The 22334-nt window shown below is 72.7% G+C and carries 21 protein-coding genes; 11 read left to right on the top strand and 10 right to left on the bottom strand.

Features of this window, described 5'->3' with window-relative positions; all coding sequences use genetic code 11:
- The first annotated feature begins 167 nt into the window (after positions 1-167).
- The 5 genes from ACSMTC_RS26955 to ACSMTC_RS26935 all read left to right on the top strand — a co-directional run bounded on the left by ACSMTC_RS26955 (position 168) and on the right by ACSMTC_RS26935 (position 7153).
- A complete protein-coding gene (locus ACSMTC_RS26955) occupies positions 168-1748 on the top strand; it encodes a hypothetical protein (RefSeq protein WP_436562293.1) in 1581 nt (526 codons plus the stop codon).
- 7 nt (positions 1749-1755) lie between these two features.
- A complete protein-coding gene (locus ACSMTC_RS26950) occupies positions 1756-2721 on the top strand; it encodes an N-acetylmuramoyl-L-alanine amidase (protein WP_436562292.1) in 966 nt (321 codons plus the stop codon).
- 170 nt (positions 2722-2891) lie between these two features.
- Positions 2892-3980 carry a hypothetical protein gene (locus tag ACSMTC_RS26945; RefSeq protein WP_436562291.1) on the top strand — a complete coding sequence of 363 codons (1089 nt, stop codon included), beginning with the start codon at positions 2892-2894 and terminating at the stop codon, positions 3978-3980.
- A gap of 216 nt (positions 3981-4196) precedes the next feature.
- Positions 4197-4577: a hypothetical protein gene (locus ACSMTC_RS26940; RefSeq protein WP_436562290.1), complete on the top strand. Its 381-nt coding sequence runs from the start codon at positions 4197-4199 to the stop codon at positions 4575-4577.
- Positions 4574-7153 carry a DUF6185 family protein gene (locus ACSMTC_RS26935; RefSeq protein WP_436562289.1) on the top strand — a complete coding sequence of 860 codons (2580 nt, stop codon included), beginning with the start codon at positions 4574-4576 and terminating at the stop codon, positions 7151-7153. Before ACSMTC_RS26940 ends, ACSMTC_RS26935 begins: the two co-directional genes overlap by 4 nt.
- A 138-nt stretch (positions 7154-7291) precedes the next feature.
- On the opposite strand, the gene ACSMTC_RS26930 is transcribed toward ACSMTC_RS26935, so the two are convergent.
- From ACSMTC_RS26930 to ACSMTC_RS26920, 3 genes are all read right to left on the bottom strand, one after another.
- Positions 7292-8350, bottom strand: coding sequence for a prenyltransferase (locus ACSMTC_RS26930; protein WP_436562288.1), 1059 nt, complete (start codon positions 8348-8350; stop codon positions 7292-7294).
- Positions 8347-9081 (bottom strand): class I SAM-dependent methyltransferase, encoded by a 735-nt coding sequence (locus tag ACSMTC_RS26925; RefSeq protein ID WP_436562287.1) that lies wholly within the window; start codon positions 9079-9081, stop codon positions 8347-8349. The genes ACSMTC_RS26930 and ACSMTC_RS26925 overlap by 4 nt, the downstream gene beginning before the upstream one ends.
- Before the next feature lie 93 nt (positions 9082-9174).
- Positions 9175-10488 (bottom strand): glycosyltransferase family 4 protein, encoded by a 1314-nt coding sequence (locus ACSMTC_RS26920; RefSeq protein ID WP_436562286.1) that lies wholly within the window; start codon positions 10486-10488, stop codon positions 9175-9177.
- 251 nt (positions 10489-10739) lie between these two features.
- On the opposite strand from ACSMTC_RS26920, the gene ACSMTC_RS26915 reads away from it, so the two are divergent.
- The 6 genes from ACSMTC_RS26915 (at position 10740) to ACSMTC_RS26890 (ending at position 17363) form a co-directional block, all read left to right on the top strand.
- Positions 10740-11360, top strand: coding sequence for a TetR family transcriptional regulator (locus ACSMTC_RS26915; protein ID WP_436562285.1), 621 nt, complete (start codon positions 10740-10742; stop codon positions 11358-11360).
- Between the two features lie 124 nt (positions 11361-11484).
- Positions 11485-13107 carry a prenyltransferase/squalene oxidase repeat-containing protein gene (locus ACSMTC_RS26910; protein ID WP_436562284.1) on the top strand — a complete coding sequence of 541 codons (1623 nt, stop codon included), beginning with the start codon at positions 11485-11487 and terminating at the stop codon, positions 13105-13107.
- Positions 13104-13760, top strand: coding sequence for an SCO2322 family protein (locus ACSMTC_RS26905; RefSeq protein WP_436562283.1), 657 nt, complete (start codon positions 13104-13106; stop codon positions 13758-13760). Before ACSMTC_RS26910 ends, ACSMTC_RS26905 begins: the two co-directional genes overlap by 4 nt.
- Positions 13761-13795: 35 nt before the next feature.
- Complete coding sequence (locus ACSMTC_RS26900; RefSeq protein ID WP_436562282.1) at positions 13796-14899, top strand: energy-coupling factor transporter transmembrane component T; 1104 nt, start codon at positions 13796-13798, stop codon at positions 14897-14899.
- Entirely contained in the window at positions 14896-16524 is a 1629-nt protein-coding gene (locus ACSMTC_RS26895) for an ABC transporter ATP-binding protein (protein WP_436562281.1), read from the top strand. Before ACSMTC_RS26900 ends, ACSMTC_RS26895 begins: the two co-directional genes overlap by 4 nt.
- Positions 16521-17363: an ECF transporter S component gene (locus ACSMTC_RS26890; RefSeq protein ID WP_436562280.1), complete on the top strand. Its 843-nt coding sequence runs from the start codon at positions 16521-16523 to the stop codon at positions 17361-17363. The genes ACSMTC_RS26895 and ACSMTC_RS26890 overlap by 4 nt, the downstream gene beginning before the upstream one ends.
- 184 nt (positions 17364-17547) lie before the next feature.
- Here ACSMTC_RS26890 and ACSMTC_RS26885 read toward each other — a convergent pair whose 3' ends face one another.
- The 7 genes from ACSMTC_RS26885 to ACSMTC_RS26855 form a co-directional block, all read right to left on the bottom strand.
- A complete protein-coding gene (locus ACSMTC_RS26885) occupies positions 17548-18015 on the bottom strand; it encodes an NUDIX hydrolase (protein WP_436562279.1) in 468 nt (155 codons plus the stop codon).
- Complete coding sequence (locus ACSMTC_RS26880) at positions 18002-18166, bottom strand: hypothetical protein (RefSeq protein WP_436562278.1); 165 nt, start codon at positions 18164-18166, stop codon at positions 18002-18004. Before ACSMTC_RS26880 ends, ACSMTC_RS26885 begins: the two co-directional genes overlap by 14 nt.
- A 237-nt stretch (positions 18167-18403) precedes the next feature.
- A complete protein-coding gene (locus tag ACSMTC_RS26875; protein WP_436562277.1) occupies positions 18404-19624 on the bottom strand; it encodes a hypothetical protein in 1221 nt (406 codons plus the stop codon).
- On the bottom strand, positions 19621-20034 hold the full coding sequence (locus tag ACSMTC_RS26870; RefSeq protein WP_436562276.1) for a hypothetical protein: 414 nt from the start codon (positions 20032-20034) through the stop codon (positions 19621-19623). Before ACSMTC_RS26870 ends, ACSMTC_RS26875 begins: the two co-directional genes overlap by 4 nt.
- Positions 20035-20107: 73 nt before the next feature.
- The gene (locus ACSMTC_RS26865; protein WP_436562275.1) at positions 20108-20353 is read right to left on the bottom strand and encodes a hypothetical protein; all 246 of its coding nucleotides are present in this window, start codon (positions 20351-20353) and stop codon (positions 20108-20110) included.
- 210 nt (positions 20354-20563) lie between these two features.
- A complete protein-coding gene (locus tag ACSMTC_RS26860; RefSeq protein ID WP_436562274.1) occupies positions 20564-20893 on the bottom strand; it encodes an antibiotic biosynthesis monooxygenase family protein in 330 nt (109 codons plus the stop codon).
- 723 nt (positions 20894-21616) lie between these two features.
- Positions 21617-22258 carry a hypothetical protein gene (locus ACSMTC_RS26855; RefSeq protein ID WP_436562273.1) on the bottom strand — a complete coding sequence of 214 codons (642 nt, stop codon included), beginning with the start codon at positions 22256-22258 and terminating at the stop codon, positions 21617-21619.
- Positions 22259-22334 lie beyond the last annotated feature (76 nt).

The raw sequence follows: 22334 nt of genomic DNA, 5'->3' as shown, positions 1-22334 counted from the left end.
CCCTCGGACCGCGGTTCCGCGGCGCCGCACAGCATGACCGCACCACCCGCGAGCTCCCGGTGCCGCCGCACCGCCGTACCCGCCCCTCAGCCGAGGCGGGTACGGTGTCGGGCGAACAACCGGACCGGACGGGCCAGTTCGACATGACAGCGGGGGCGAGGCGAAGCATGACCGATCAGGACAACACTGCTCCGGCGGTCTGGGATCCCACCGCTCGCGGCGGCGCGGGCGGCTGGGTGCGCCGTAAACCCGCCCAGGACGGGCCGGGCGCTCCCGCTCCGTCCGCTGCCGTCCCCGGTGTCCCGGGACAGCAGCCGCAGGCCGTCCCCGGTGCGCCCGCCTTCCAGACCCCGTACGGCTTCCCACCGCCGCAGGGCGCGGCCCCCCAGCCGGGTGTACCCGCCCAGGCCGGTGCGCCCTTCCCACAGGGCCAAGCGCCCCCGCACCCCGCGCAGCCCGGCACGGGCGCGCCGCAGCCCCCGTCGGGCGCGCCGTCCGCTTACGGCTTCGCCGCGCCGCAGGACGCGCCGACCGCCGTACTCCCACCCGTGCCTCCGCTGCCGCCCACCGCGCCCGGGGGGACGCCGCCCGGCACGGTGTCCGCCGCTCCTCCGGGACCGCCGTCCGGCACACCGTTCACCGCGCCGCCGCCCGGGTTCCTTCCCGGATCCCAGCCCGGGTTCCTTCCCGGATCCCAGCCCGGGTTCCAGCCCGGATCCCAGCCCGGGTTCCAGCCCGGATCCCAGCCCGCGCCGCCGCCCGGGGTCCACCCCGCCGTGGGTGCCGTCGGGGACGAAGGCCCGCCGCTCGGTGCCCGGCCCTACCTGGCCGCCGCTTCCCCGGCCGTGGGCCACGACACCCCGGCCGCGCCACCCCCGGGCTTTCCCCCGCCGCCGGCCGCCTTCCCGCCCCCGGGCTTCCCGCCGACCGCACCGCCTTCCTTCCCCTCCGCACCCGGCCCGGTGCCGGGCGCGGGCCCCAGTCCCGGCCCCGGCTTCCCCCGGCCCGCCGAGTACGAGGAGCTCACCCCGTACGAGGAGGAGCGGCCGCGCAGCCGTACGCCGCTGTTCGTGGGGGTGGGCGTGGTGCTGGCGATCGTGGTCGGCGCCGGCGCGATGTGGCTGCTGTCGGACTCCCCGAGCGGCTCGAAAAGCCAGGCGCGGCCGAATCCGGCCGCCTCGGCACCGGTCCCCGCCGCCGCGTCGCCCGCTCCGGGCGGTGCCGGCTCCGCCGCGCCCGGAGCGTCCCCGAGCGGTTCCCCGAGTGCCTCGGCGAGCGCCGGAGCGGACGCGGCCGCCCAGGCGAAGTCGCTGGACGACCTGCTCAGCCGTGGCGAGAACGCGAAGGCGCCGATCGGCAACGCGGTGGCGAAGGTGAACAGCTGCCCGTCCAAGTCCGAGATCGACAGCGCCGTGCAGGTCTTCGAGACCGGGGCCGCCCAGCGTGACCAGCTGATCGCGGATCTGGCGAAGCTGGATCTCGGCGGGCTGCCGGGCGGGGCGGACGCGGCGCAGACCCTGCGCAGCGCCTGGCAGCAGTCCGGCGACATCGACCGGGCGTACGCGGCCTGGGCCCGCACCGTGGCCGGCCAGGGCTGCACCAACGGCGCCGCACCCGACACCGCCGACCTCAAGCACGCCAACGACCTCAACCCGCAGGCCACCAGGACGAAGCAGGACTTCGTCACCAAGTGGAACTCCTTGGCAGGCCGCTACAGCCTGCCATCACGCACCTGGGACAGGATCTGACCTTCTCGTGAACGGCACCACGGACGAACGCTCCGCACCCCGTCGCTCCACCCGTTTCCGGCTGACCGTCCTCGGCTGCACCGCCGTACCCCTCTGCTTCGCCGGCTGGCTCAGCTGGCAGGCGCTGGCCGGCGGCCACTCCCCGGCCGCCGCCGACGCGTCGCCGTCGGCCCGCCCGTCGTCGGCCGTCCCCTCGGCGGGCGCTTCGCCCGGCTCGGCCGCGCCGACCGCGAGCCCGGGTGCGAGCGCCGGCGCCGGCGCGAGCCCGTCCGCCCCGGCCTCCGGCGGTGCGGGCCCGTTGAGCGGCCGTACGGTGGTGCTCGACCCAGGCCACAATCCCGAGAACGTGAACCACCCCACCGAGATCAACCGCCAGGTGGACGTCGGCAACGCGCACAAGGAGTGCGACACCACCGGCACCGAGACCAACGACGGGTACAGCGAGGCCGCGTTCACCCTGGACGTCGTGCACCGCGCGCGGGAGATCCTCCAGGACCGCGGGGCGAAGGTGGTGCTCACCCAGGACGGCGACCGCGCCTACGGGCCGTGTGTCGACGAGCGCGCCGCGATCGGGAACGCGGCGCACGCGGACGCCGCCGTCTCGGTGCACGGCGACGGCGCGCCGACCTCGGTCAGCGGCTTCCACGTGATCCTTCCGGCCAAGGTGACGGCGGGCATCGCGGACACCTCGGCGATCGTCGATCCCTCGCGCCGCCTCGGCGTGACGCTGCGGGACACCTTCAAGGCCACCACCGGTGAGCCGTACGCGGACTACATCGGCGAGCAGGGTCTGGACACCCGCAGCGACCTGGGCGGGCTCAACCTCTCCAAGGTGCCCAAGGTGTTCATCGAGTGCGGCAACATGCGCAACGCCGGGGACGCCCAGCGGATGACCGACCCCAAGTGGCGCCAGCTCGCCGCCCAGGCCATCGCCGACGCCCTGACCGGCTACCTCACCGCTCCCGCCGGCTGAGCGCACCGCGCTCGGCGCTGCCGATCTGCGGGGATTCGGGGCGGTTCCGGAGGGTGGCGTGCCGTTGTGAACGGCTTGCCCCTAGGCTTTTGCCCGGTTCGGGCATCCCGCCCGGCCGGTCATCCGACCATCCGACCGCCGTCCACGACACGCCGACGAGGAGAACGTTAGTGAATCTGCGTGCTCTCACCAGAGGAGACGCTGCCGTCGCAGGTGCGGCTCTCCTCCTGCTCATCGCCTCCTTCCTGCCATACCGGACCTCCACCGGCTGCTCGGGCCCGAAGGGCGGTCAGCAGTGCCACTCGGCCTCGGTGAGCGGCTGGTCGACCGCGATCTTCCCGGTGCTTCCGTCGGTCTTCCTGCTCGGTGTCATCGCCGCCGCCCTGATCCTGCTCCAGCGCTTCCAGGGCCAGGCCGCCGCCACCCGCCAGGTGCTCGGCCTGCGGCTCGACCAGTGGGGAACCGCGCTCGCCGTCGCCGCGCTGTGGTCCGGCCTGTGGTCGCTGGCCGGCGGCCCGGCCGACACCTCGGTGGCCGGGCCCAACGGCTACACCGTCAGCACCAGCAGCGGCAGCGGCTTCGGCGCCTGGCTGGCCCTGCTCTCGCTTCTGGTCCTCGCCGGTGCGGCCGCGGGCGGTCCGCTGGTGCCCGCGCTGCAGGGTCCGCTGATGCCCGAGAAGCCCGCCACGCCCCAGGGCTTCTCCGCGTACCAGCCGGCCGGCGCCGGTCAGCCGGGCCAGCCCGGTCAGCACGAGCCGTTCGGTCAGCCGGGCCAGCCGGGTCAGCACGAGGCGTACGGCCAGCCCGGCCAGCCCGGTGGTCAGCACGAGCCGTTCGGCCCGTCCGACCAGGCCGGTCAGCCGGGCCCGTACGGGTACCCCGCGCCGGCGTCGGCCGCCGAGCACGGCGCCGCCCAGCAGAACGGCTCTCCGTACGGCGGGCAGCCGCAGGGCGGCTACGGCTTCCCGGCTCCGGCCGCCGCCCAGCCGCGGGCCGAGCAGGCCGCCGCCCCGGCGCCGGCTCCCGTGGCCGCCACCCCGGCGCCCGCCCCGGCCGCCGACTTCGCACCGTTCTGGTTCGCCGTCCCGGTCACCCGCAAGGTCACCCCGAAGGACAACCCGGCGGGCGCGCCGGTCGGCGAGCTCGTCCCGGGCACCTGGTACCTGGCGATCGAGCAGCGCGGCAGCGCCCTGGTCGCCCAGCTGCCGGACGGCAGCCCCGGTCTGCTGACCGACGTCTCGGGCATCCAGCGCGGCTGACCCCCTCGAGCACCCCGTTCAAGGCCCGCGGCCGCCGAGATGAGGATTCGGCGGCCGCGGGCCTTCGCGTCCACCGGGCCTGATCCGTCCTCCACGACGGGGGCCGTCCGGTCACCGCCGCTCCGGCCGTCTGCTCCGGATTGCGGGCGTATACCGCCCCACTTACGCTCCGAAGTGCCACTCGGGTGACATTCCGATGACGCTGAGGAGCGGGTCATGGGACAGCGGACGACCACCTCCGGGCGAGTGCTTCCTCGATTCGAAGAGGCCGAGGGCCTGGGACCACAGGACGGCGAGTTCGTGGACGATCTCGTCGCGGTGCTGGAGAAGCACGGGAATCTCGACCGCTTCGGCCTGGTCCTGTTGCACGACCACTTCCCCGTGGGCGCCGACGAGATCCTGGTCGAGACCCACGACCCCGCCGCGCGGACCCTCCGCGTCCAGGTGGAGAAGGCCGGTGCGACGGCCCACACCAAGCCCTCCCAGTGGCGGTTCGTGAAGACCGCCCGAGGCGGCGGCAAGGGCCACGCCTTCCAGGTGATCCTGCAGTGCAGTCCGGCCAGCGGGTGCCCGGGCCGTGGGAACGACGTGCGTTGAACACGCCCTTCGGGCTGCTTCCGCGACGCTGGTGGAGCTGGTGCGGCGCACTGCCGCTGTTACTGCTGGGCCTGTCGTGGTGGGCGGCCCGGCCCGCGTCGGCCGCTCCCTCGGACTGCCGTGTGGAGCAGCTGACCGGGGCCCGGACGGACGCCTCACTCACACTCCGGCAGCACGGGCAGAGTTTCATCAGGGCCAGTACACAGCTGACCGTCCAGGTACCCGTCACCTGGCCGTACGCCAAGGACCTGCTGCTGGCGGAGAGTTCCAGCCGGCATCAGCACGCGATGCGGTGCGTGCTGCGGGAGGAGGAGCCGGAAGCCGGGTACGGCCACCTCCGCAGGGACGAGTGGCGCGTCGACAGCCCGCGGGTGACCGAGGGAACGTCCTCGGTCAGGGTGGAGTACGACGCCTTCTCCTGGCTCAACCACCAGGGCACGATCATGGTGGGTCCCTGGAAGGCCGTCGTGGCTCCCGGACGGTGGCACCTGTCCCTCGTCCCGCCGCCCGCGCTGAAGGGCGCCGACTGGGGCAGCGTCCTGGTGGACCTCGGCGGGCTGGCGGCCTCCGACGTCTCTCCGCTGCCTTCGAGCGACGACGGCAGAAGCCTGGTCTGGCACGAGCCCGGTGCGCCCCGGGCGCCGGACCTCTCGGTGACGGTGGAGACGGTTCCGTCCTGGCAGCGTGCCTGGGCGGCGAACACCGGCATCGATCCGTGGCACACCGTCAACCTGGCCGGGCAGAGCATCCTGCTGGTGGGCCCCTTGCTCGTGCTCGCGTTCGCCGCCCACCGGGCCCGCCTCGATCCGGCCGGCACCGAAGCCCCCGGTGCGGAGCGGCGCATCGGCGGGGCGCTTCTGGTCTGGGCCCTGGTCAATGCCGCCGTCGGGGTGACGATCTCGCTGTTGTTCAACCTGGTCCTCGCCCCGGCGGGCAGACCACTGGCGCTGTGGAGCCAGCAGCAGCACTGGGTGATCCTGAGCGGGGTGCTGATCGGCTGGGGCCTGACGGTCCTCGCCCGCCCGGGCAGGTCCGTACGGCTGACCGCCACGCTGGTCGCGATCGCGGGGACACTGGTGGCCGTGCGGCCGTCACTGTTCGGGCTTCACGCTCCACACCCTCCCCATGAGAGCCTGCCCGCCGTCGCCTTCGCCGCGCTGGCGACGCTGACCTCGGCGAGCCTGTTCCTGGGGCTGACCGGACTGGTCTGCTGGGCCTGGCGGTTCGCGTGCGAGGGCGGACTGCTGAGACCGGCGGCGAACCCCCGGCGCCTGCTCTGGACCGGCCTGGCACTGGCCTCGGTCACCGTCCTGATGACGGGGTGGGCGCTGTGGGCCGGCGACCAGTACTGGCAGCGGATCAGCTGGCTGATCGACAGCACCTCACCGGCGTACCACTCACTGCACCAGCTGGTGCTGAGCCAGCGGGCGGTGGACTTCGCCGCCACCGTCCCCACCTGGCTCTACTCCCACATCTGGGTGCTGACCGGTTTCGGCATCCTGGTGCTGCTACGGGCCAGGGACCTGGGGCGCCCGGTGCCCGTCGCGAACCCCGGCTACCTCGACTGCCTCCTGCTCGCCCTGTTCTTCGCGCTCGTGGTGGCCTGGCGCGAGGGCTCGTACGCGGGAAGCCAGCTGCTCAACGGTCTCTGGCTGGTGCTGGACGTCGCCGCGCTGCTGATCCTGCTGGCGGTGGGCCGGCGATGGGCGGTGCTGAGCCAGCGGTTCGAGGGAGGCGACGCCTGCGCGCTGAGTGAGGCGGTCACCGACGAGGCGGGCCACCAGGACCTCATCGACCGTGCCCGCTGCTACCGGGAGCTGGTCGGTGAGCTGCGCCGCCTGGAGCAGGGGCAGGACAACGGCGGCCGCGGCCGCCCCGACGTGGAGGAGGAGCTGAGGCGACTGCACTGCTGGCAGGACGTGCCCTGTGCCGGGGGTCCGGTGGAGCGGTGTCTGCCCGGCCAGATCACGGTCCTGGACGTCGCCCTGAGCTGGGGTCCGCATGCCAGGTGGTGGCGCAACGCCCTGCTGTCCGGCGCGCTGGCGGCCGCCTTCGGCTTCCCCGGCAGCGTCTTCCTGGTCTGGAAGGACTACTCGCCGAAGCCGGTGCAACTGGCCATGGGCGAGGACCCGTTCGGGGTCGCCGACATGCTGTGGAAGTTCGCGTCCTGGGAGCTGGTCTGGGCGGGCGCGGGTCTGATGCTGGGAGCACTGTGGCGGCTGCTCCCCGGCCGCCGCGGCCCGGTACGCGTCCTGAGCCTGTGGTCCGCCTACGCCGTGCTGATCGTCCTGGACATCGTGGGCAACCACTTCGCCGACCAGCCCCGCGACAACTCGGCCTTCGCCATGGGCCTGATGCTTCCGGTGCTGACCGTCACCAGTTTCTTCCTGGACACGGCCACCTTCCGCGCGGAGCGGCGCCTGTGGTCCACCCGGTTCGGGCTGCTGCTCTCGGTCTACCAGTTGCGGGGGCTCTCCGCGCAGATCGCCTGGGTCCTGGCGCAGGTGGGCGTCCTGGTGCTGCTCTGGAGCAAGTTCGGCGGCTTCGACCCCCGGTCGCTGAAACCGCCCGGCTAGAGACCGTCCCGGCCGGGAAAGGCCCGCGGCGGTACGCCTCCGCGTCGCCTGCCCACCGCCTGCCCGCCGCCTCCGCGCCGCCGCGCGGGCCCGGACCGCCGCCGGGGCCCGGCGGCGGTCCGATGGGGCCGCGCGCTCTCAGCAGCAGTCGTCGACGATCAGTCCGCTCGGCAGCTGCTCGCCGCCGAACACCGCGACCGTGGCGTGGTCGCCGCCCAGGGCCGCGACCGCAAGCAGCAGGGCTCCGGCGGTCCAGGTGGTGCGCTCCTCGGGCCAGATGGCGTCGTCCTCGAAGACGTACCCGGTCCAGTACGAGCCGTCGGTGTGCCGCAGGTGCTGGATCCAGCGCAGGATCTCCACCGCGCGGTCGGACTGGCCCACCGCCCAGAGGGCGAGGGCGAGTTCGGCGCTCTCGCCGCCGGTGACCCAGGGGCGGTCGCTGACGCAGCGCACGCCCAGGCCCGGCACCACGAAGCGGTCCCAGTCGCGCTCGATCCGCTCCGTGGCGGCGGCGCCGCGCAGCGCGGTGCCGAGCACCGGGTAGTACCAGTCCATCGAGTAGCGGTCCTTGTCGAGGAACCGCTCGGGGTGTGCGGCGATCGCGTGGCACAGCCGGCCGGCCGCCAACTCCCAGTCGGGCTGCGGCTCTTCGAGGTGGTCGGCGATGGCGAGTCCGCAGCGCAGCGCGTGCAGGATGCTGGAGGATCCGGTGAGCAGCGCCTCCTCGGGGGCGGTGCCGTCCTCGTCCAGCCGCCAGGCGATCGGTCCGCCGGGCAGCCGCAGGCCGACGGTGAAGTCCAGCGCGCGCCGGACGACCGGCCAGAGGCGCTCCAGGAAGACGTCGTCCCCGGTGCTCAGGTGGTGGTGCCAGACGCCGACGGCTATGTAGGCGCAGAAGTTGGTCTCCTTCGACGCGTTGGTCACCTCGCCGTCGGTGTACGCGGCGTACCAGGAGCCGTCCGGGTTCTGCCGCTCGGCCAGCCAGCGGTAGGCGGCCTCGGCCGCGGCGTGCTCGCCCGCGGTGTCCAGTGCCATCGCCGCCTCGGTGTGGTCCCAGGGGTCGAGGTGGCCGCCGCCGAACCACGGGATGGCGCCGTCGGGCCGCTGGTCGGCCAGGATGGAGCGTACGGTCGCGGCGGCCTGCTCGGCGTCGAGTACGCCGTCCAGCAGCAGGGCCTCCGGGATGGCGGCGGTCACTCGGCTGCCCGGTGCGGCTTGGACGCGTACACCACGAAGCTCTTGCCGATCACCGGGTTGAGCGCCTTCTCGGCGGCCTTGGTGAGCGTGCTGATGACCGGGGTGCCGACGATGTCCCAGACCAGCAGCTGGTGGTAGGCCTTCACCGGCAGCGCCTTGTCGTTGTTCACGCCGACCGCGCACTTGATCCACCAGTACGGCGAGTGCAGCGCGTGGGCGTGGTGGGTGCCGTAGGGGGTGAGGCCGGCGTCGCGGACCTTCCGGACCAGTTCGTCGCCCTTGTAGATCCGGATGTGGCCGCCCTCGACCTCGTGGTACTCGTCGGAGAGCGCCCAGCAGATCTTCTCCGGCAGGTAGCGCGGCACGGTGACGGCGAGCAGCCCGCCCGGCTTCAGCACCCGCACCATCTCGGCGAGCACGCCCTTGTCGTCGGGGATGTGCTCCATCACCTCGGAGATGATGATCTTGTCAAAGGTGTCGTCCTCGAAGGGCAGCGCCAGCGCGTCGCCCTCCATCGCGACGGCCGAGGCGCCCGCCGGGGCCTCGCCGGCCTGCTCCATCGCCGCGAACCACTTGCGCACCTCGGCGATCTCGTCGCCGTTCTGGTCCAGGGCGACGACATCGGCACCGCGCCGGTAGCACTCGAACGCGTGTCGGCCACCGCCGCAGCCCAGGTCGAGCACCCGGTCGCCGGGGGCGAGCGGGAAGCGGGAGAAATCGACGGTCAGCACTGCGGGCTCCCATTCATTGCTGCTGTACTCGATCCCGGGAGCGGCCCCGGGATCCGTTCCCCTACTGCGTAGTTGACGCCGCGTCAGCCCTGCTCAGGCGACGTAGCGCCACCCCTTGCCGGAGCGGGCAGGCTGTCCCGCCCCGGTGGCGATGGCCGCCCGGTAGCGGTCGGCGGTCAGCTCGGCGGCCCGCTGCCAGGTGAAGTTGGCCAGCACCCGCTCGCGCCCCGCCGCCCCGAGCGCGGCGCGCAGCCGCGGATCGTCCAGCAGCCGGCCGAGGGCCGCGGCCAGCGCGCCCGCGTCGCCGGGCGGCACCGCCAGGCAGGTCTCGCCGTCGGGCCCCGCGACCTCGGGAATGGCGCCGCCGGTGGTCGCCACCAACGGGGTCCCGGTGGCCATCGCCTCGGCGGCGGGCAGCGAGAAGCCCTCGTACAGCGAAGGGACGCAGGCCACCTCGGCCGAACGGTAGAGGTCGACCAGCTCCTGGTCGCTCAGCCCGCTGCGGAACTCGATGTGCTCCTCCAGGCCGTACCGCCGGACCGCCTCGGCCACCGGTCCGTCCTCACGGCGCTTGCAGACCACCACCAGGTGCGCCTCGCGCTCGGTCCGCAGCTTGGCCAGCGCCTCGACCAGGTGGATCAGCCCCTTGAGCGGGACGTCAGCGCTGGAGGTCGCGACGATCCGGCCCGGCACCACCGGCACCGACTCGTCCGGCGACCAGATCCGGGTGTCCGCGCCGATCGGGACCACCGAGATGTTCCCGGGCGCGGCGCCCAGGTGCTCGGCTATCTCGCTCTTGGAGCTGCTGGAGACGGTGATGATGTGGTCCAGGCGCCGGGTGACCCGGGCCTGCATCCGGGTGAAGCCGTACCAGCGGCGCAGCGAGAGGCGGCGCAGCCTGGTGTCAGCCGCGTCCAGCTCCAGCTGCCGGTCCACGGTGACGGGGTGGTGGACGGTGGTGACCAGCGGGAAGCCGTGCCGGGCGAGGCCGAGCAGTCCGTAGCCGAGCGTCTGGTTGTCGTGCACCACGTCGTAGCGGCCCTTGTGCGCGGCCAGGTACCGGCGGGCCCGCAGCGAGAAGGTCAGCGGCTCGGGGAAGCCGCCGGTCTTCATGGTGGCCACCTCCAGCACGTCCACCACGTCCCGGTACTCGGCGCGCTTCGGGGTGCGGAACGGGTCGTCGGCGCGGTACAGGTCCAGGCTGGGCAGCTCCACCAGCCGCACCGAACCGGGGCCCTCGACCTCGTCCAGTACGGGGTACGGCTGCGAACCGATCACGTCCACGTGGTGGCCGAGCCGGGCCAGCTCCCGGGAGAGGTGCCGGACGTAGACCCCCTGGCCGCCGCAGAACGGGTCACCGCGGTAGGAGAGCAGGGCGATCCGCAGCGATGGTGGCAGCGCGGTCATCCGGGCCCCTTATCCCTACTCACCCGGGCACGGACTGCCTCGGCGGTAAAGTAGATCACGTTTCATGGCGGTGTGGAGCTCACCGCCCAGCGAGTGAACAATGAGAGACCTCGAAGATACCGGCCCGTAGCTTGCGCTCAGGATCCAGGGCTGGTGATTCACGCCACGCTGTGCCCCCGCCCCGCCGCGGGCCGCGACCGCGGGCGGGCGCCCGGCCCGGTGCGCGTGCCCGCAGCGAGAAGGAGCCCGCCTTGTCCGCCCTGACCCCAGCCGCCGCGCTCCCCGCCTCCGCCCTGTCGACAGAGGAGCTCACTCCCCGTCAGGCCGAGCGCCGCCGGCGCATCCTGCGGGCCGCCACCGCGCTGGCCGCCCGCGGCGGATACGAGGCGGTGCAGATGCGCGAGGTCGCCGAGGGCGCGGACGTCGCGCTCGGCACGCTGTACCGCTACTTCCCCTCCAAGGTGCACCTGCTGGTGGCGGTGATGCTGGAACAGCTCGGGCGCCTGCACGAGCAGGTGCTCCGCCGCCCGCCGGCCGGGGAGGACCCGGCCGCCCGGGTGTCCGAGACACTCACCCGGGCGTTCCACGCGCTCGGGCGCGAACCCCGGCTGGCCGAGGCCATGGTCCGGGCGCTCTCCTTCGCCGACCGCTCGGTCAGCCGGGAGGTGGACGAGGTCGGTTCGCTCACCTCGGCCATCGTGCTGGCCGCCGCCCGGCTCGGGGAGGAGCCCACCACCGCCCAGCGGGCGGCCCTGCGGGTGATCGGGCACACCTGGTACGCCACGCTGCTGGCCTGGCTGTCCGGACGCGCCTCACCGGCGGACGTGCGGGCCGATCTGCACACCGCCGCGCGGCTGCTCACGCTGCCGTAGGCGGCGCCGTCCTCCGCTCCGCCGGGCACGTGCCCGCCCGAACCCCGAAAGCCGCCCCTCCCGGTTCTGATACACGTTCCAGTTCGGGCGGGGCAGTGGCACCCGGACGGGCCGGATAGAGTCGATGGCTCCCGGCCCGGTGGTCCCCGTCGAAGTCCACCTGCCGCCCTCACGGGCCGCCGCACCGCTCACCGAAAGGCACTCCTCCGTCATGCTGACCGCCGCCCGTCTGGGCGCCTCCACGCTGGCCGGCCTGCTGCTGGCCGGTACCGCCGTCGGACCGGCGCTGGCCGACACCGCCACCGCGCCCGCGAGCGTGCCGGCCGCCCAGCCCGCGCCCGCGGACCTCTACGGCAAGGGCGACCCGACGTACGACGGCGTCTGGCGCCAGTCGCTGGCGCTCACCGCGCTGGTCGGCGCGCAGGTGGTCCCGTCCGACAAGGCCGTGAACTGGCTGGCCGGGCAGCAGTGCGCCGACGGCGGCTGGCCGTCCTACCGGGCCGAAGGCGCCGCCTGCGACCCCAAGACCGAGGACAGCAACGCCACCTCCGTCGCGATCCAGGCGCTGTCCGCGCTCGGCGGGCACCAGCAGGCCGTCGGCAAGGGCGTCGAGTGGCTCAGGAACAACCAGAACGCGGACGGCACCTGGTCCTTCAACCCCGGCAACCCGGGTGACGCCGACTCCACCGGGCTGGCCGTCAGCGCCCTGCTCACCACCCACACCGACCCCGCCACCGTGGCGAAGGACGGCAAGTCCGCCTACGACGGTCTGGGCGGCCTCCAGCTGGGCTGCGCCTCCCCGGCCGAGCAGCGCGGTGCCTTCGCCTACCAGCCCGCTCCCGACGGCGCCCTCGCCGCCAACGGCCTGGCCACCGCGCAGGCCGCCCTCGCCGCGGCGGGCGGCGGGCTGCTGGTGACCACCACCGACCGGACGGCGGGCGCGCCCAAGGCGCTCGACTGCCCCGCCGGCTCGACCGAGAAGACCGCTCCGCGCGAGGGCTCCGCCGAGGCCGCCGCCGCGTACCTGCACGCCCAGCTCGCCGCCAACGGCCAGCACCTGATGCAGGCCCTGCCCGGCGCCGCGCCCGCCCCGGACTACACCGCCACCGCCTGGGCCGTGCTCGGCCTGATCCAGGCCGGGCACCCGCAGGAGGCCGCCAGCGCCGCGGACTGGCTGGCCGGGAACGGCTACGACTGGGCCGCCAAGGGCAAGTCGGGCACCGACCCGTCCGCCGCCGCGGCGATGCTCCTGGTCGCGCAGGCCGCCAAGCTGGACCCGTACAACTTCGGCGGCACCGATGTGGTGCACCTGCTGATCAACGCCGGTCCGGCCCCGAAGAAGCTCCCGACCGCCGCCGTGTCCGCCGCCTCGGACAACCCCGACGGCACCAAGGCCCCCGGCTCCGGCATCACCGAGGCCGACGACAACAGCGGCTTCTCCCCGATCTGGCTGGTCGGCATCGGCCTCGCGATCGGCATCGGCGGCGGTCTGCTGCTCAGCCTCAACCGCCGTCGCGGCGCCCACCAGCAGGGTGCCGAGACCAGGCCCGACGCCTCGCCGGCCACCGAAACGCCCGAGGACGGCAAGGCCGACGCGTCACCGGCTGCCGGCAAGGCCGAGAGCGACAAGGCCGAGACCGGCGAGCCCGAGAGCGACAAGCCGGAAGCCGACGGCTCGGAGGCCGGCAAGGCCGAGCCCAAGGCCGAGCCCGAGGCCGGGCAGCCCGAAGGCGACCCGAAGAAGTGACCCGCGTCCCGCGCCGTACGGCGGCGGCCCTGCTCGCCGCCGTACTGGCCGTCCCGCTCACCCTGCTGCTCGGCGCCGCCCCCGCCCAGGCCGCCGGTTACCGCTACTGGTCGTTCTGGAAGTGGTCCGGCTCCGCCTGGGCGTACCAGCAGCAGGGACCGACCGTCCACGTGCCGCAGGACGGCGGCGTGGACGGCTGGCGCTTCGCGGTGAGCCCGGACGGCGGCCAGGACGCCGCCCGGCCCACCGCCGCCGGGGACTTCGGCGCGATCTGCGCCGCCACCCCGGCCGAGCCCGGCAGGAAGCGGGTCGCCGTGGTGCTGGACTTCGGTACCGCCGCCGACGCGCCGTCGGGCGAGACCCCGCCCGCGCCGCGCACCGCCTGCGCCGCGGTCCCGGCCGGCGCCAGTTCGGCCGAGGTACTCGCCGTCGCCCTGCCCCCGCTGCGCTACGGCACCAACGGCCTGCTCTGCGCCATCGCCGGATACCCGCACACCGGCTGCGGTGACACCGTCTCCGACACCGGGTCCACCGGCTCCACCGGCACCGGGCACTCGGGCAGCGGACCGTCCCTCGGCCTGATCGCGGGCGGCGCCCTGGTCGCCGCCCTGGCCGGCGGAGCGGTCTGGCAGGCCCGTCGCCGCCGCAACTGACCGATCCCGCCAGCGTTCTTCGAGGACATCCCGCCGTGCCCAAGTCCCCCGCCCAGCGCCCGGCCACCGGCCCGCGCCAGCTGCACCCCGGCGCCTGGTGGCTGTGGGCGCTCGGGCTGGGCGCGGCGGCCTCCCGGACCACCAACCCGCTGCTGCTCCTGCTGATCGCCGCCGTCGCCGGGTACGTGGTCTCCGCCCGGCGCGGTGACGCGCCCTGGGCGCGCTCGTACGGGACGTTCCTGCGGATCGGGCTGCTGGTGCTCGGCATGCGGATGGTCTTCGCGGTCGTCCTCGGCTCGCCGGTCCCCGGCACCCACGTGCTGGCCAACCTGCCCCAACTCCCCCTGCCGCACTGGGCGCAGGGGGTGCGGATCGGCGGCCGGGTGACGGCGGAGGGGATGCTCTTCGCGCTGTACGACAGCCTGCGGCTGGCCACCCTGCTGGTCTGCGTCGGGGCCGCGAACGCGCTCGCCAGCCCGGCCCGGCTGCTGCGCGCCCTGCCCGGTGCGCTCTACGAGGCCGGGGTGGCCGTGGTGGTGGCGATGACCTTCGCCCCCAACCTGGTCGCCGACGTCCAGCGGCTGCGCGCCGCCCGCCGGCTGCGCGGAGGCTCCGACCGGGGCATCCGCGCCGTCCTCGGCGTCGGACTACCGGTGCTGGAGAGCGCGTTGGAGCGTTCCGTCAGCCTGGCCGCCGCGATGGACACCCGGGGCTTCGGCCGCACCGCCGCCGTCGCGCCCCGGGTCGCCCGGGGCACCGCCGCGCTCACCCTGCTCGGACTGCTCGGGGTCTGCGTCGCCGCGTACGGGCTGCTCACCGCGGACGGTGCCGGCTGGGCACTGCCGCTGCTGCTGCTCGGCCTCGCCTCGGCGGGCGGCGGACTGCTGCTCGGCAGCAGGCGGGCCGTGCGGACCCGCTACCGCCCCGATCCCTGGACGGCGCGCGAGTGGTCGGTCGCGGGCTCGGGGGTGGCCGCCGCCGCCCTGATGGTGTGGCTGGCGAGCCGCGACCCGGGCGCGCTCACGCCCTCGCTGATCCCGCTCACCGCGCCCGGCCTGCCCCTGCTGCCCGCCCTCGCCGCGCTGATCGGCCTGCTGCCCGCGGTCACCGCCCCTACCCCGCCCCGGAGTTCCTCGTGATCACCTTCGAGCAGGTCTCGGTCCAGTACGACGATGCGGCCGAACCGGCCCTGCGCGGCGTCGACCTCACCATCCCCGAGGGCGAACTCTGCCTGCTGGTCGGCCCGTCCGGTGCCGGGAAGTCCACCCTGCTGGGCACCGTCAGCGGACTCGTCCCGCACTTCACCGGCGGGGTGCTGCACGGCCGGGTCACCGTGGCCGGCCGCGACACCCGCACCCACCGCCCCCGTGAACTCGCCGACGTCGTCGGCACGGTGGGCCAGGACCCGCTCGCCCACTTCGTCACCGACACCGTCGAGGACGAACTCGCCTACGGCATGGAGTCCCTGGGCCTGGCCCCCGACGTGATGCGCCGCCGGGTCGAGGAGACCCTGGACCTGCTGGGTCTGGCCGAACTGCGCGGCCGCGCGCTGACCGCCCTCTCCGGCGGCCAGCAGCAGCGGGTCGCGATCGGCTCGGTGCTCACCACCCACCCCAGGGTGCTGGTCCTGGACGAGCCCACCTCCGCGCTCGACCCCGGCGCGGCGGAGGAGGTGCTGGCCGTACTCCAGCGGCTGGTCCACGACCTCGGCACCACCGTGCTGATGGCCGAGCACCGCCTGGAGCGGGTCGTCCAGTACGCGGACCGGGTACTGCTGCTCCCCGGACGCGGCGAGGCGCCGGTGCTGGGCGAACCGGCCGAGGTGATGGCCCACTCCCCCGTCCACCCGCCGGTGGTCGCGCTCGGCCGAGCCGCCGGCTGGTCGCCGCTGCCGCTCTCGGTCCGCGACGCCCGGCGCAGGGCCGCGCCGCTGCGCGCCCGCCTGGACGGCCGCACGCCCGCGCCCGTCACCGCACCGGCGCCCGCGAGGAGCGCCGCCACCGTGGACCGCCTCGCCGTCCGGCGCGGGCCGACTCCCGCACTGCGCGGGGTCGGGCTGGACCTGCGCCCCGGCGAGATCACCGCGCTGATGGGACGCAACGGCGCCGGGAAGTCCACCCTGCTCGGCTCACTGGTCGGACTGCACCGTCCCGCCTCGGGCTCGGTCCGGGTCGGCGGCCTGGTCCCGCACCAGAGCCGGCCCAAGGAGCTGATCCGCCAGGTCGGCCTGGTCCCGCAGGACCCCCGCGACCTGCTGTACGCGGAGACGGTCGCCGCCGAGTGCGCCGCCGCCGACCGGGACTCCGCCGCCGAGCCGGGCACCTGCCGCGCCCTGGTCGCCCGGCTGCTCCCCGGCATCGACGACGACGCCCACCCCCGGGACCTCTCCGAGGGCCAGCGGCTGAGCCTCGCCCTGGCCGTGGTGCTCACCGCCCGCCCCGGCGTGATCCTGCTGGACGAGCCGACTCGGGGCCTCGACTACGCCGCCAAGGCGCGGCTGATAGAGATCCTGCGCGGCCTCGCCGCCGACTCGCACGCCGTACTCCTCGCCACCCACGACGTCGAGCTCGCCGCCGAACTCGCCCATCGCACGGTCATCCTGGCCGAGGGCGAGATCGTCGCGGACGGCCCGACCCCCGAGGTCGTGGTCTCCTCACCCGCGTTCGCACCCCAGGTCGCCAAGATCCTCTCCCCCGCTCCCTGGCTGACGGTGCCCCAGGTCGTCGAGGCGCTCGCCTCCCCCGCTGGTGAGGAGATGCCGTGAGCACCCCGGTAGCGCTCTCCCGGCCGGTCCCGCTGGGACGGCGGTCGATCGCCCTGCTCGTGCTGATCTCGGCGATCGGCGTGGCCGCCTTCGGCTGGCCGCTGCTCGCCGACCGGTCCTCCGCGCTGGTCGGCCATTCCGCCGACGCGCCCTGGCTGTTCGCACTGCTGATGCCGCTGCTGCTGGCCGTGGTGATCGCGCAGATCTCCGAGGGCCGCACGGCCGACGGCGGCGAGCGCGGTCTGGACGCCAAGGCGGTGGCCCTGCTCGGCGTCCTGGCGGCGGCGGGCGCCGCGCTGCGGCCGCTCGGGGCCGGAACGGCCGGGCTGGAACCGATGTTCTTCCTGATGGTGCTGGCGGGCCGGGTACTCGGCCCGGGCTTCGGCTTCGTCCTCGGCTCGGTCTCGATGTTCGCCTCCGCCCTGCTCACCGCCGGGGTCGGGCCCTGGCTGCCGTTCCAGATGCTCAGTATGGGCTGGGTCTGCCTCGGCGCCGGCCTGCTGCCGGGGGCGGCCACCCTGCGCGGGCGCCGGGAACTCGCCCTGCTCGCCGGCTACGGCAGCATCGCCGCCGTCGCCTACGGGACCGTGATGAACCTGCAGGGCTGGCCCTACATCGGCGGCCTGAGCAGCAGCATCTCCTTCGTCCCCGGCGACCCGCTCAGTGCCAACCTGCCCCGCTTCCTCACCTACTGCCTCACCACCTCGCTCGGCTGGGACCTCCCCCGGGCCGCCCTGACCGCCGTCCTCTGCCTCACCATCGGCGGCCCGGTCCTCCGCGCCCTCCGCCGCGCCGGCCGCCGCGCCGCCTTCGCGGCCCCCACCGACTTCCGGCCGTGAAACCGTGCCACCCGGCCGACGGCCCGTCCAACTCGCCTGCCACCGCCCGGGCCTGGCGCTCGTGGGGCCTGGCGGCGGTCGCCGCGCCGACCGGCAGTCCATCGAGAACGGCCCCGCCATGCCGGTGGGAGCCTTCATCGCTCGGATCACGCCGCCTTGAGCCGCGCAACCTCCGAGGAATCGGTCAGCGAACCACCGGACCGCGTCCGGCTCGCCAGTCCGAGAGACGCTTGCGGATACTCGGGAGCATCGGTAGATCGTCCGTCTCGGCCGGCGTGAACCAGGCCACCTCGTGGGATTCGTCGGATACCCGCAGTTCGCCTCCGGTCGGCCGCCCCAGCAGGCAGACGGAGAACTCCTGCCTGACCTCGCCGTCGTCGTAGGCAAGGACGTGCCCGGGGTTGGTGTACGTGCCCACAATGCCGGTGACTTCGATGGTGATACCGGCCTCCTCGAAGGTTTCCCGGACACCGCAGTCGGCGAGCGACTCGCCGATCTCCATCGTCCCGCCAGGGAGCGCCCATCGGCCGTTGTCGGTACGGCGCTGGAGCAGGACGCGGCCTTCCTCATCCACCACGACCACGGATGCGGCCGGGACCAGGCTGTTGGCCCTCGGGGCATCCGGGTCGTCCTCGTAGTCACGCCTCGGCATGCCGCACCTCCAGGTCCCCTACGCTTCGGCCACGCGGCCACAACTCGTCGACGCGCTCGGCGAAGCGGTCGAACACGCTGCCGTCCTGGAGCCGTCGCAGCTGCGTCATCGGCGAGTCGTTCCCCACCCTACGGGCCAGGATCGGTATCACGATCGCCTCCTCATCAAACCGGAACACAGCGATGCTCACGTGTCGGCGGATCCGCCCGGAGTCCTCGGCGGTCTCTCTCCCCGGGGAGCTCGGTCGCCGTGATCGGCCTTCCTACTGCCGGATCTGAGCGAGGTGTCCGGGTGCCTGAGCGCGACAGTGCCCCTCGCAGGATCGAATTCAGGCGGGCATGCGCGGCTACGGCCATGGAAGCGTTGAGGGCACGCCCGGCGCCGCGTCCTAGTGCACGAGTCCCAACGCATGGACCAGGGCGTGTCCCCACACGCCGACGCACCCCAGGACGGCCGGGGAGCATGCGGTGGAAACGACGAACAGGGCGACCGAGGTCAGCAAATAGAAGGGGCGGCACCGACGGAAGGCCTTGAGCCGCCTGTCGTTCTTCGCCGCATCGGTCGGCTCGACCAGGCTCACGTAGTTGACGAAGAGCAGGACGGCCTCCAGGACGACACAGCCCCCGACCCCGAAGACGGTGAACAGCACGCCCGCCAGGACCGTCGGCCCCGGATCACTCGAGTACATGGTCCTGATGCCGGCTCCGACAACCATCAGCGTCAGCGGTGGCAGCAGCAACAGGACAATCCTGACCAGCCAGGCGATCAACCAGCCGACCATGCCGCTTCTCGGTGCCGGGGGTGCGGTGCCACCCGGCTGTGCGGGCAGTTCGGATCTCACGACGTACGGTGACGAATCCAGGACCTCCCGGATCCGCCCCCGCAACTCGATCCGGTGCTGGTCCTCGGCCGTGCGCCCGACGACCTCGCCAGGAACCACCTCCGGGTCGGACGTCGGGAAACGACGGCCCGCCTGCTCGCTGAGGCGGTTGATCTCCTGCCGATACGCCGCAAGCTCCGCGTCCACCGCCTCCAGTGCCCGGTCATACTCGGACAGTTCCATCAGATCGGCGGTCCGCCAGTCCGTCAGCCGGTCCCGGCGGTCACTTGGGTCCTGCTGCCGCTTCAACTCCTCGTAGGCCAGCCGGTACTCCTCGGCGCGACGCAGCGCGTCGGCCCGGAGGTTCTCGGCGGCCTCGCGCTCCCGGCGAGCCCGGGCGAGGCGGTCCTGGGCATGGACCAGCCGCTCTTCGGAGTCCCTGAGCTCCTGCTGGATCTCCGCCAGCGCCTCCGCCCGCCCGGCAGCCCTGGCCTTGCTCTCCCGCTCCTCCAGATTGACGCAGCGGACCTCCAGCGAGGCGACCATGTCGAGGAGGAAGAGGACGACCTTCTCCGTCCCCGCCATCGTCTGATCGGCCGACTGGCGTTGGGCGATCGCGCAGGCCAACTGGCCCTGCAGCTCGACCGAGTAGTGGTAGTGGTGCTCGGTGATCTGCTGCGTGCCGGCCGACTGGTACACCCGGCCATGCTCCGACGCGGTAGCGTGCGAGGACAGCGACCGGCCGCCGTACGGGGCGGGCAGGGCGCCCTCGCGGTCCGACCCTGTCACCGTTCGGTGATGTGCTGGTCTCGCCCGGCCTGGTAGACGCGGCCGTGCCCGCGCGCCTCGGCCCGCAGGTGCACCTCGCCGATCGACGTCGATTCACGCAGTTCCGGCTGCAACTCGTCGAGAAGGCGTCGCAGTTCGGCCGCCGCAGCGGGGTCGGAGCGCAGGAAGCGCCGGATCCGCCCTTGCCACTCGATCCGGAGCTGGGCCTCGGTGTCACCGTCGCCCGAGTCGGCCTCCAGCTCCTCCCGGCTGGTCTCGAGCTCGTCGCCGACGATCTCGGCGTCCTCCGGACGGAACCTGCGCCACAGCGCCACCACGCCGTCCCGGGCGAGCTGCCAGCCCTCCGTGGCCATCAGCGCCACCACTGTGGTGCTCGCCTTGGTCGCGAGGGTCGCAATCTCCGAATCCATGACTCCCCCTGCTCTGGACCCACCGGCCCTGTCCCCGACTGCGAAGCCTGAGGTTAACGGGCCTGATGGCAACTCACCAAGCCTCGGAAGGGCGCCGGGGCGCGTACTTGGCCGTGGTCAAGGGATGCTCCGGGTGAGGTCCTCGGCCCAGATCATCGAGGCGCTCGACGGTGTTCCGTTCCTTGAGGGGCATGTCCACCTCACCCCGCTCTGCGGCTTCGGCAATCAGGCCCTCCATCGGGACTTCGAGGACACCGGCGTCCCTCCACTTCCGGAAGCCGTAACGGACGGTCGACCAGGCGCCGAAATCCTTCGGCATCTCCCGCCGGTCCTGAAGCGCCAGATCACACCCTCGAACTGCTGCCGCAGCCGCCCGGCTTTCGGGCCGTACTCGCCGATCGGCAGGTACGGCCCGGTGAATTCCCGTTCCGCTTCGGCCAGTTGCAATCGCGTCATACAACACGGCCTACCGGATCAGGCCCAGCCGTGAGGACGAATCCCGCAGATTGATCACAGCCCGATACGCGTCCTAGGCGCTCTTGGGGCCGGCGTGCTGAACGACCTCGAAGGACCAGAGCGTCGAGCCGGAGGCGGCGGGCTTGGGCCGCTCGCCGCCCTCTCCGCCGCCCTGGTGTGCCGCCTTCATCGGGCCCTCGAGCCAGGCCTGGAAGGACTCCTCGTCGCGCCAGCGCGTGTACACGAGGTAGTTGTCGGTGCCCTCGACCGGGCGGAGGAGCTCGAACCACTCGAAGCCGTCGGAGTTCTCCACCGCGTGCGCGCGAGAGGCGAACCGCTTCTCCAGCGTCTCCCGCTGCTCGGCGGGGACGGTCAGTACGTTGATCTTTACCACGCTAGGCACATGACACCTCTCATCACTAGGCCCTCTACCTGGGCGTCTAGTCTCGACCATGTGCGAGCAGTCTCCTACATATGACAGCCCAAGAAGCGCGAAGACGACTCGCAGGCTTCGCTGGCTGCCCAGCGGACGAAGACCGAAGCCCTGGTCGTCGCGAAGCGCCGAGGCGATTTCGGTCACTTCGAAGACGTCGGCAAGTGGGGCTGGGGCCTCAACATCACTCGGCCGGGTTCGAAGAGACGATGGCGGCCGTCCGCGCCGGTCAGGTTGACGCTGTGGTGCTCTTCTCACTCTCCCGCCTCACGAGGCAGGGCGCCTGGAGGCCATGAGGCGTGTCCGCCGGAGACATAGCGCGTCTGCTCACCAAGTCGGACGTACCGACCAAGGTGACCACGCTGGGCGACAAGGACACCAAGCGCCTTGAATCACGTCGCGCGAGCGGCTCATCCAGCGAGGAGCGCCACCAGGCGTACGAGGGAAGCCCAAGCGTCCGGACAAGGCGTGCTCGACAGGCCGTGATAGCCGGGAGAACTCGGCTGCGGCAAGGCTGCGGAGGGCTCAGCGCCGGGCGGGCAAGGCAACCTGCGGCAGGTGCATCGACCACTTCGTCCCGCTGCCGCTCAGAGACGAGGACACGGACGGCAACGTTCAGGCGCTGTGCCACCAGTGCCACAAGGAGGAAGCCCGAGAGGACTTCGAGGCGGGACGGGGGCGGCAGCCGCAATTTTATGCACATCCAGCCAAATCCTTATAGTCCTTATACCAGTTATCCCTATGGGCAACATCGAGGCCCTTTTTAAGACTATTTGTCCACCTGGAAGCAGCCAGTGCGGCTTCCGCATCTGACATCTTTACGACAGATCGATTACTCGCCATGCGATATGGCCTTCCAGCAGACAAGAACTGAAACTGCCAGTTGCCAACGTTCTTACTATAGTCGCGCCCCGGGATAGCCAATGGGAAATTAACCAGATAGCGCGTACATGGAGCCAAGGTGAAAAGGTAGTAATAGCTCCAGTCTTGCCCTGGATCCCAGAGCAAGACGTTGATGGCTGGAACGAGGCCATGATTTTCGATTCGCAGCTGGTACTGACCGCTTCCAGCCTGCTGATTTGGGTCGGCTCGACCAAAGTACCACGAGACCTTGTCGGCACTTACAAGCTGGTTGGATTCGATCTGATTTCTATTGGCCTCATCTGCGGCTTCCGACGCCTCAATAACCCCGTAGGTCGAGAGGGCGAATGCCATAATTGCAAATCCCGCAATCACGCCCTGGGTAATCACGCTGGCCTTGGAATCGGGCGATAGATGCGTCCAGAAGCTATGCCACTCCCGCTGCCTTGAGATTGACTTCCCTGTATCACCCATGGCACACCTATCATAAAATCGTTCGCTCCCCCATCTTCTCGTGCTTGCTAACTTGCAGCCTGAATTGATACTCCAA

Source organism: Kitasatospora sp. HPM-01-4, from assembly GCF_051374625.1.
In the GTDB taxonomy this organism is placed as follows: domain Bacteria; phylum Actinomycetota; class Actinomycetes; order Streptomycetales; family Streptomycetaceae; genus Kitasatospora.
Note: the sequence above shows the minus strand (reverse complement) of the source record. Positions and strands in the feature narration are given on the sequence as shown.

Excerpts from the sequence above, each read along its gene's own strand:
- ACSMTC_RS26955 (WP_436562293.1), top strand. The coding sequence starts at position 168 with ATGACCGATCAGGACAACACTGCTCCGGCGGTCTGGGATCCCACCGCT.
- ACSMTC_RS26940 (WP_436562290.1), top strand. The coding sequence starts at position 4,197 with ATGGGACAGCGGACGACCACCTCCGGGCGAGTGCTTCCTCGATTCGAA.
- ACSMTC_RS26920 (WP_436562286.1), bottom strand. The coding sequence starts at position 10,488 with ATGACCGCGCTGCCACCATCGCTGCGGATCGCCCTGCTCTCCTACCGC.
- ACSMTC_RS26910 (WP_436562284.1), top strand. The coding sequence starts at position 11,485 with ATGGCTCCCGGCCCGGTGGTCCCCGTCGAAGTCCACCTGCCGCCCTCA.
- ACSMTC_RS26885 (WP_436562279.1), bottom strand. The coding sequence starts at position 18,015 with ATGCCGAGGCGTGACTACGAGGACGACCCGGATGCCCCGAGGGCCAAC.
- ACSMTC_RS26870 (WP_436562276.1), bottom strand. The coding sequence starts at position 20,034 with ATGGATTCGGAGATTGCGACCCTCGCGACCAAGGCGAGCACCACAGTG.
- ACSMTC_RS26865 (WP_436562275.1), bottom strand. The coding sequence starts at position 20,353 with ATGCCGAAGGATTTCGGCGCCTGGTCGACCGTCCGTTACGGCTTCCGG.
- ACSMTC_RS26855 (WP_436562273.1), bottom strand. The coding sequence starts at position 22,258 with ATGGGTGATACAGGGAAGTCAATCTCAAGGCAGCGGGAGTGGCATAGC.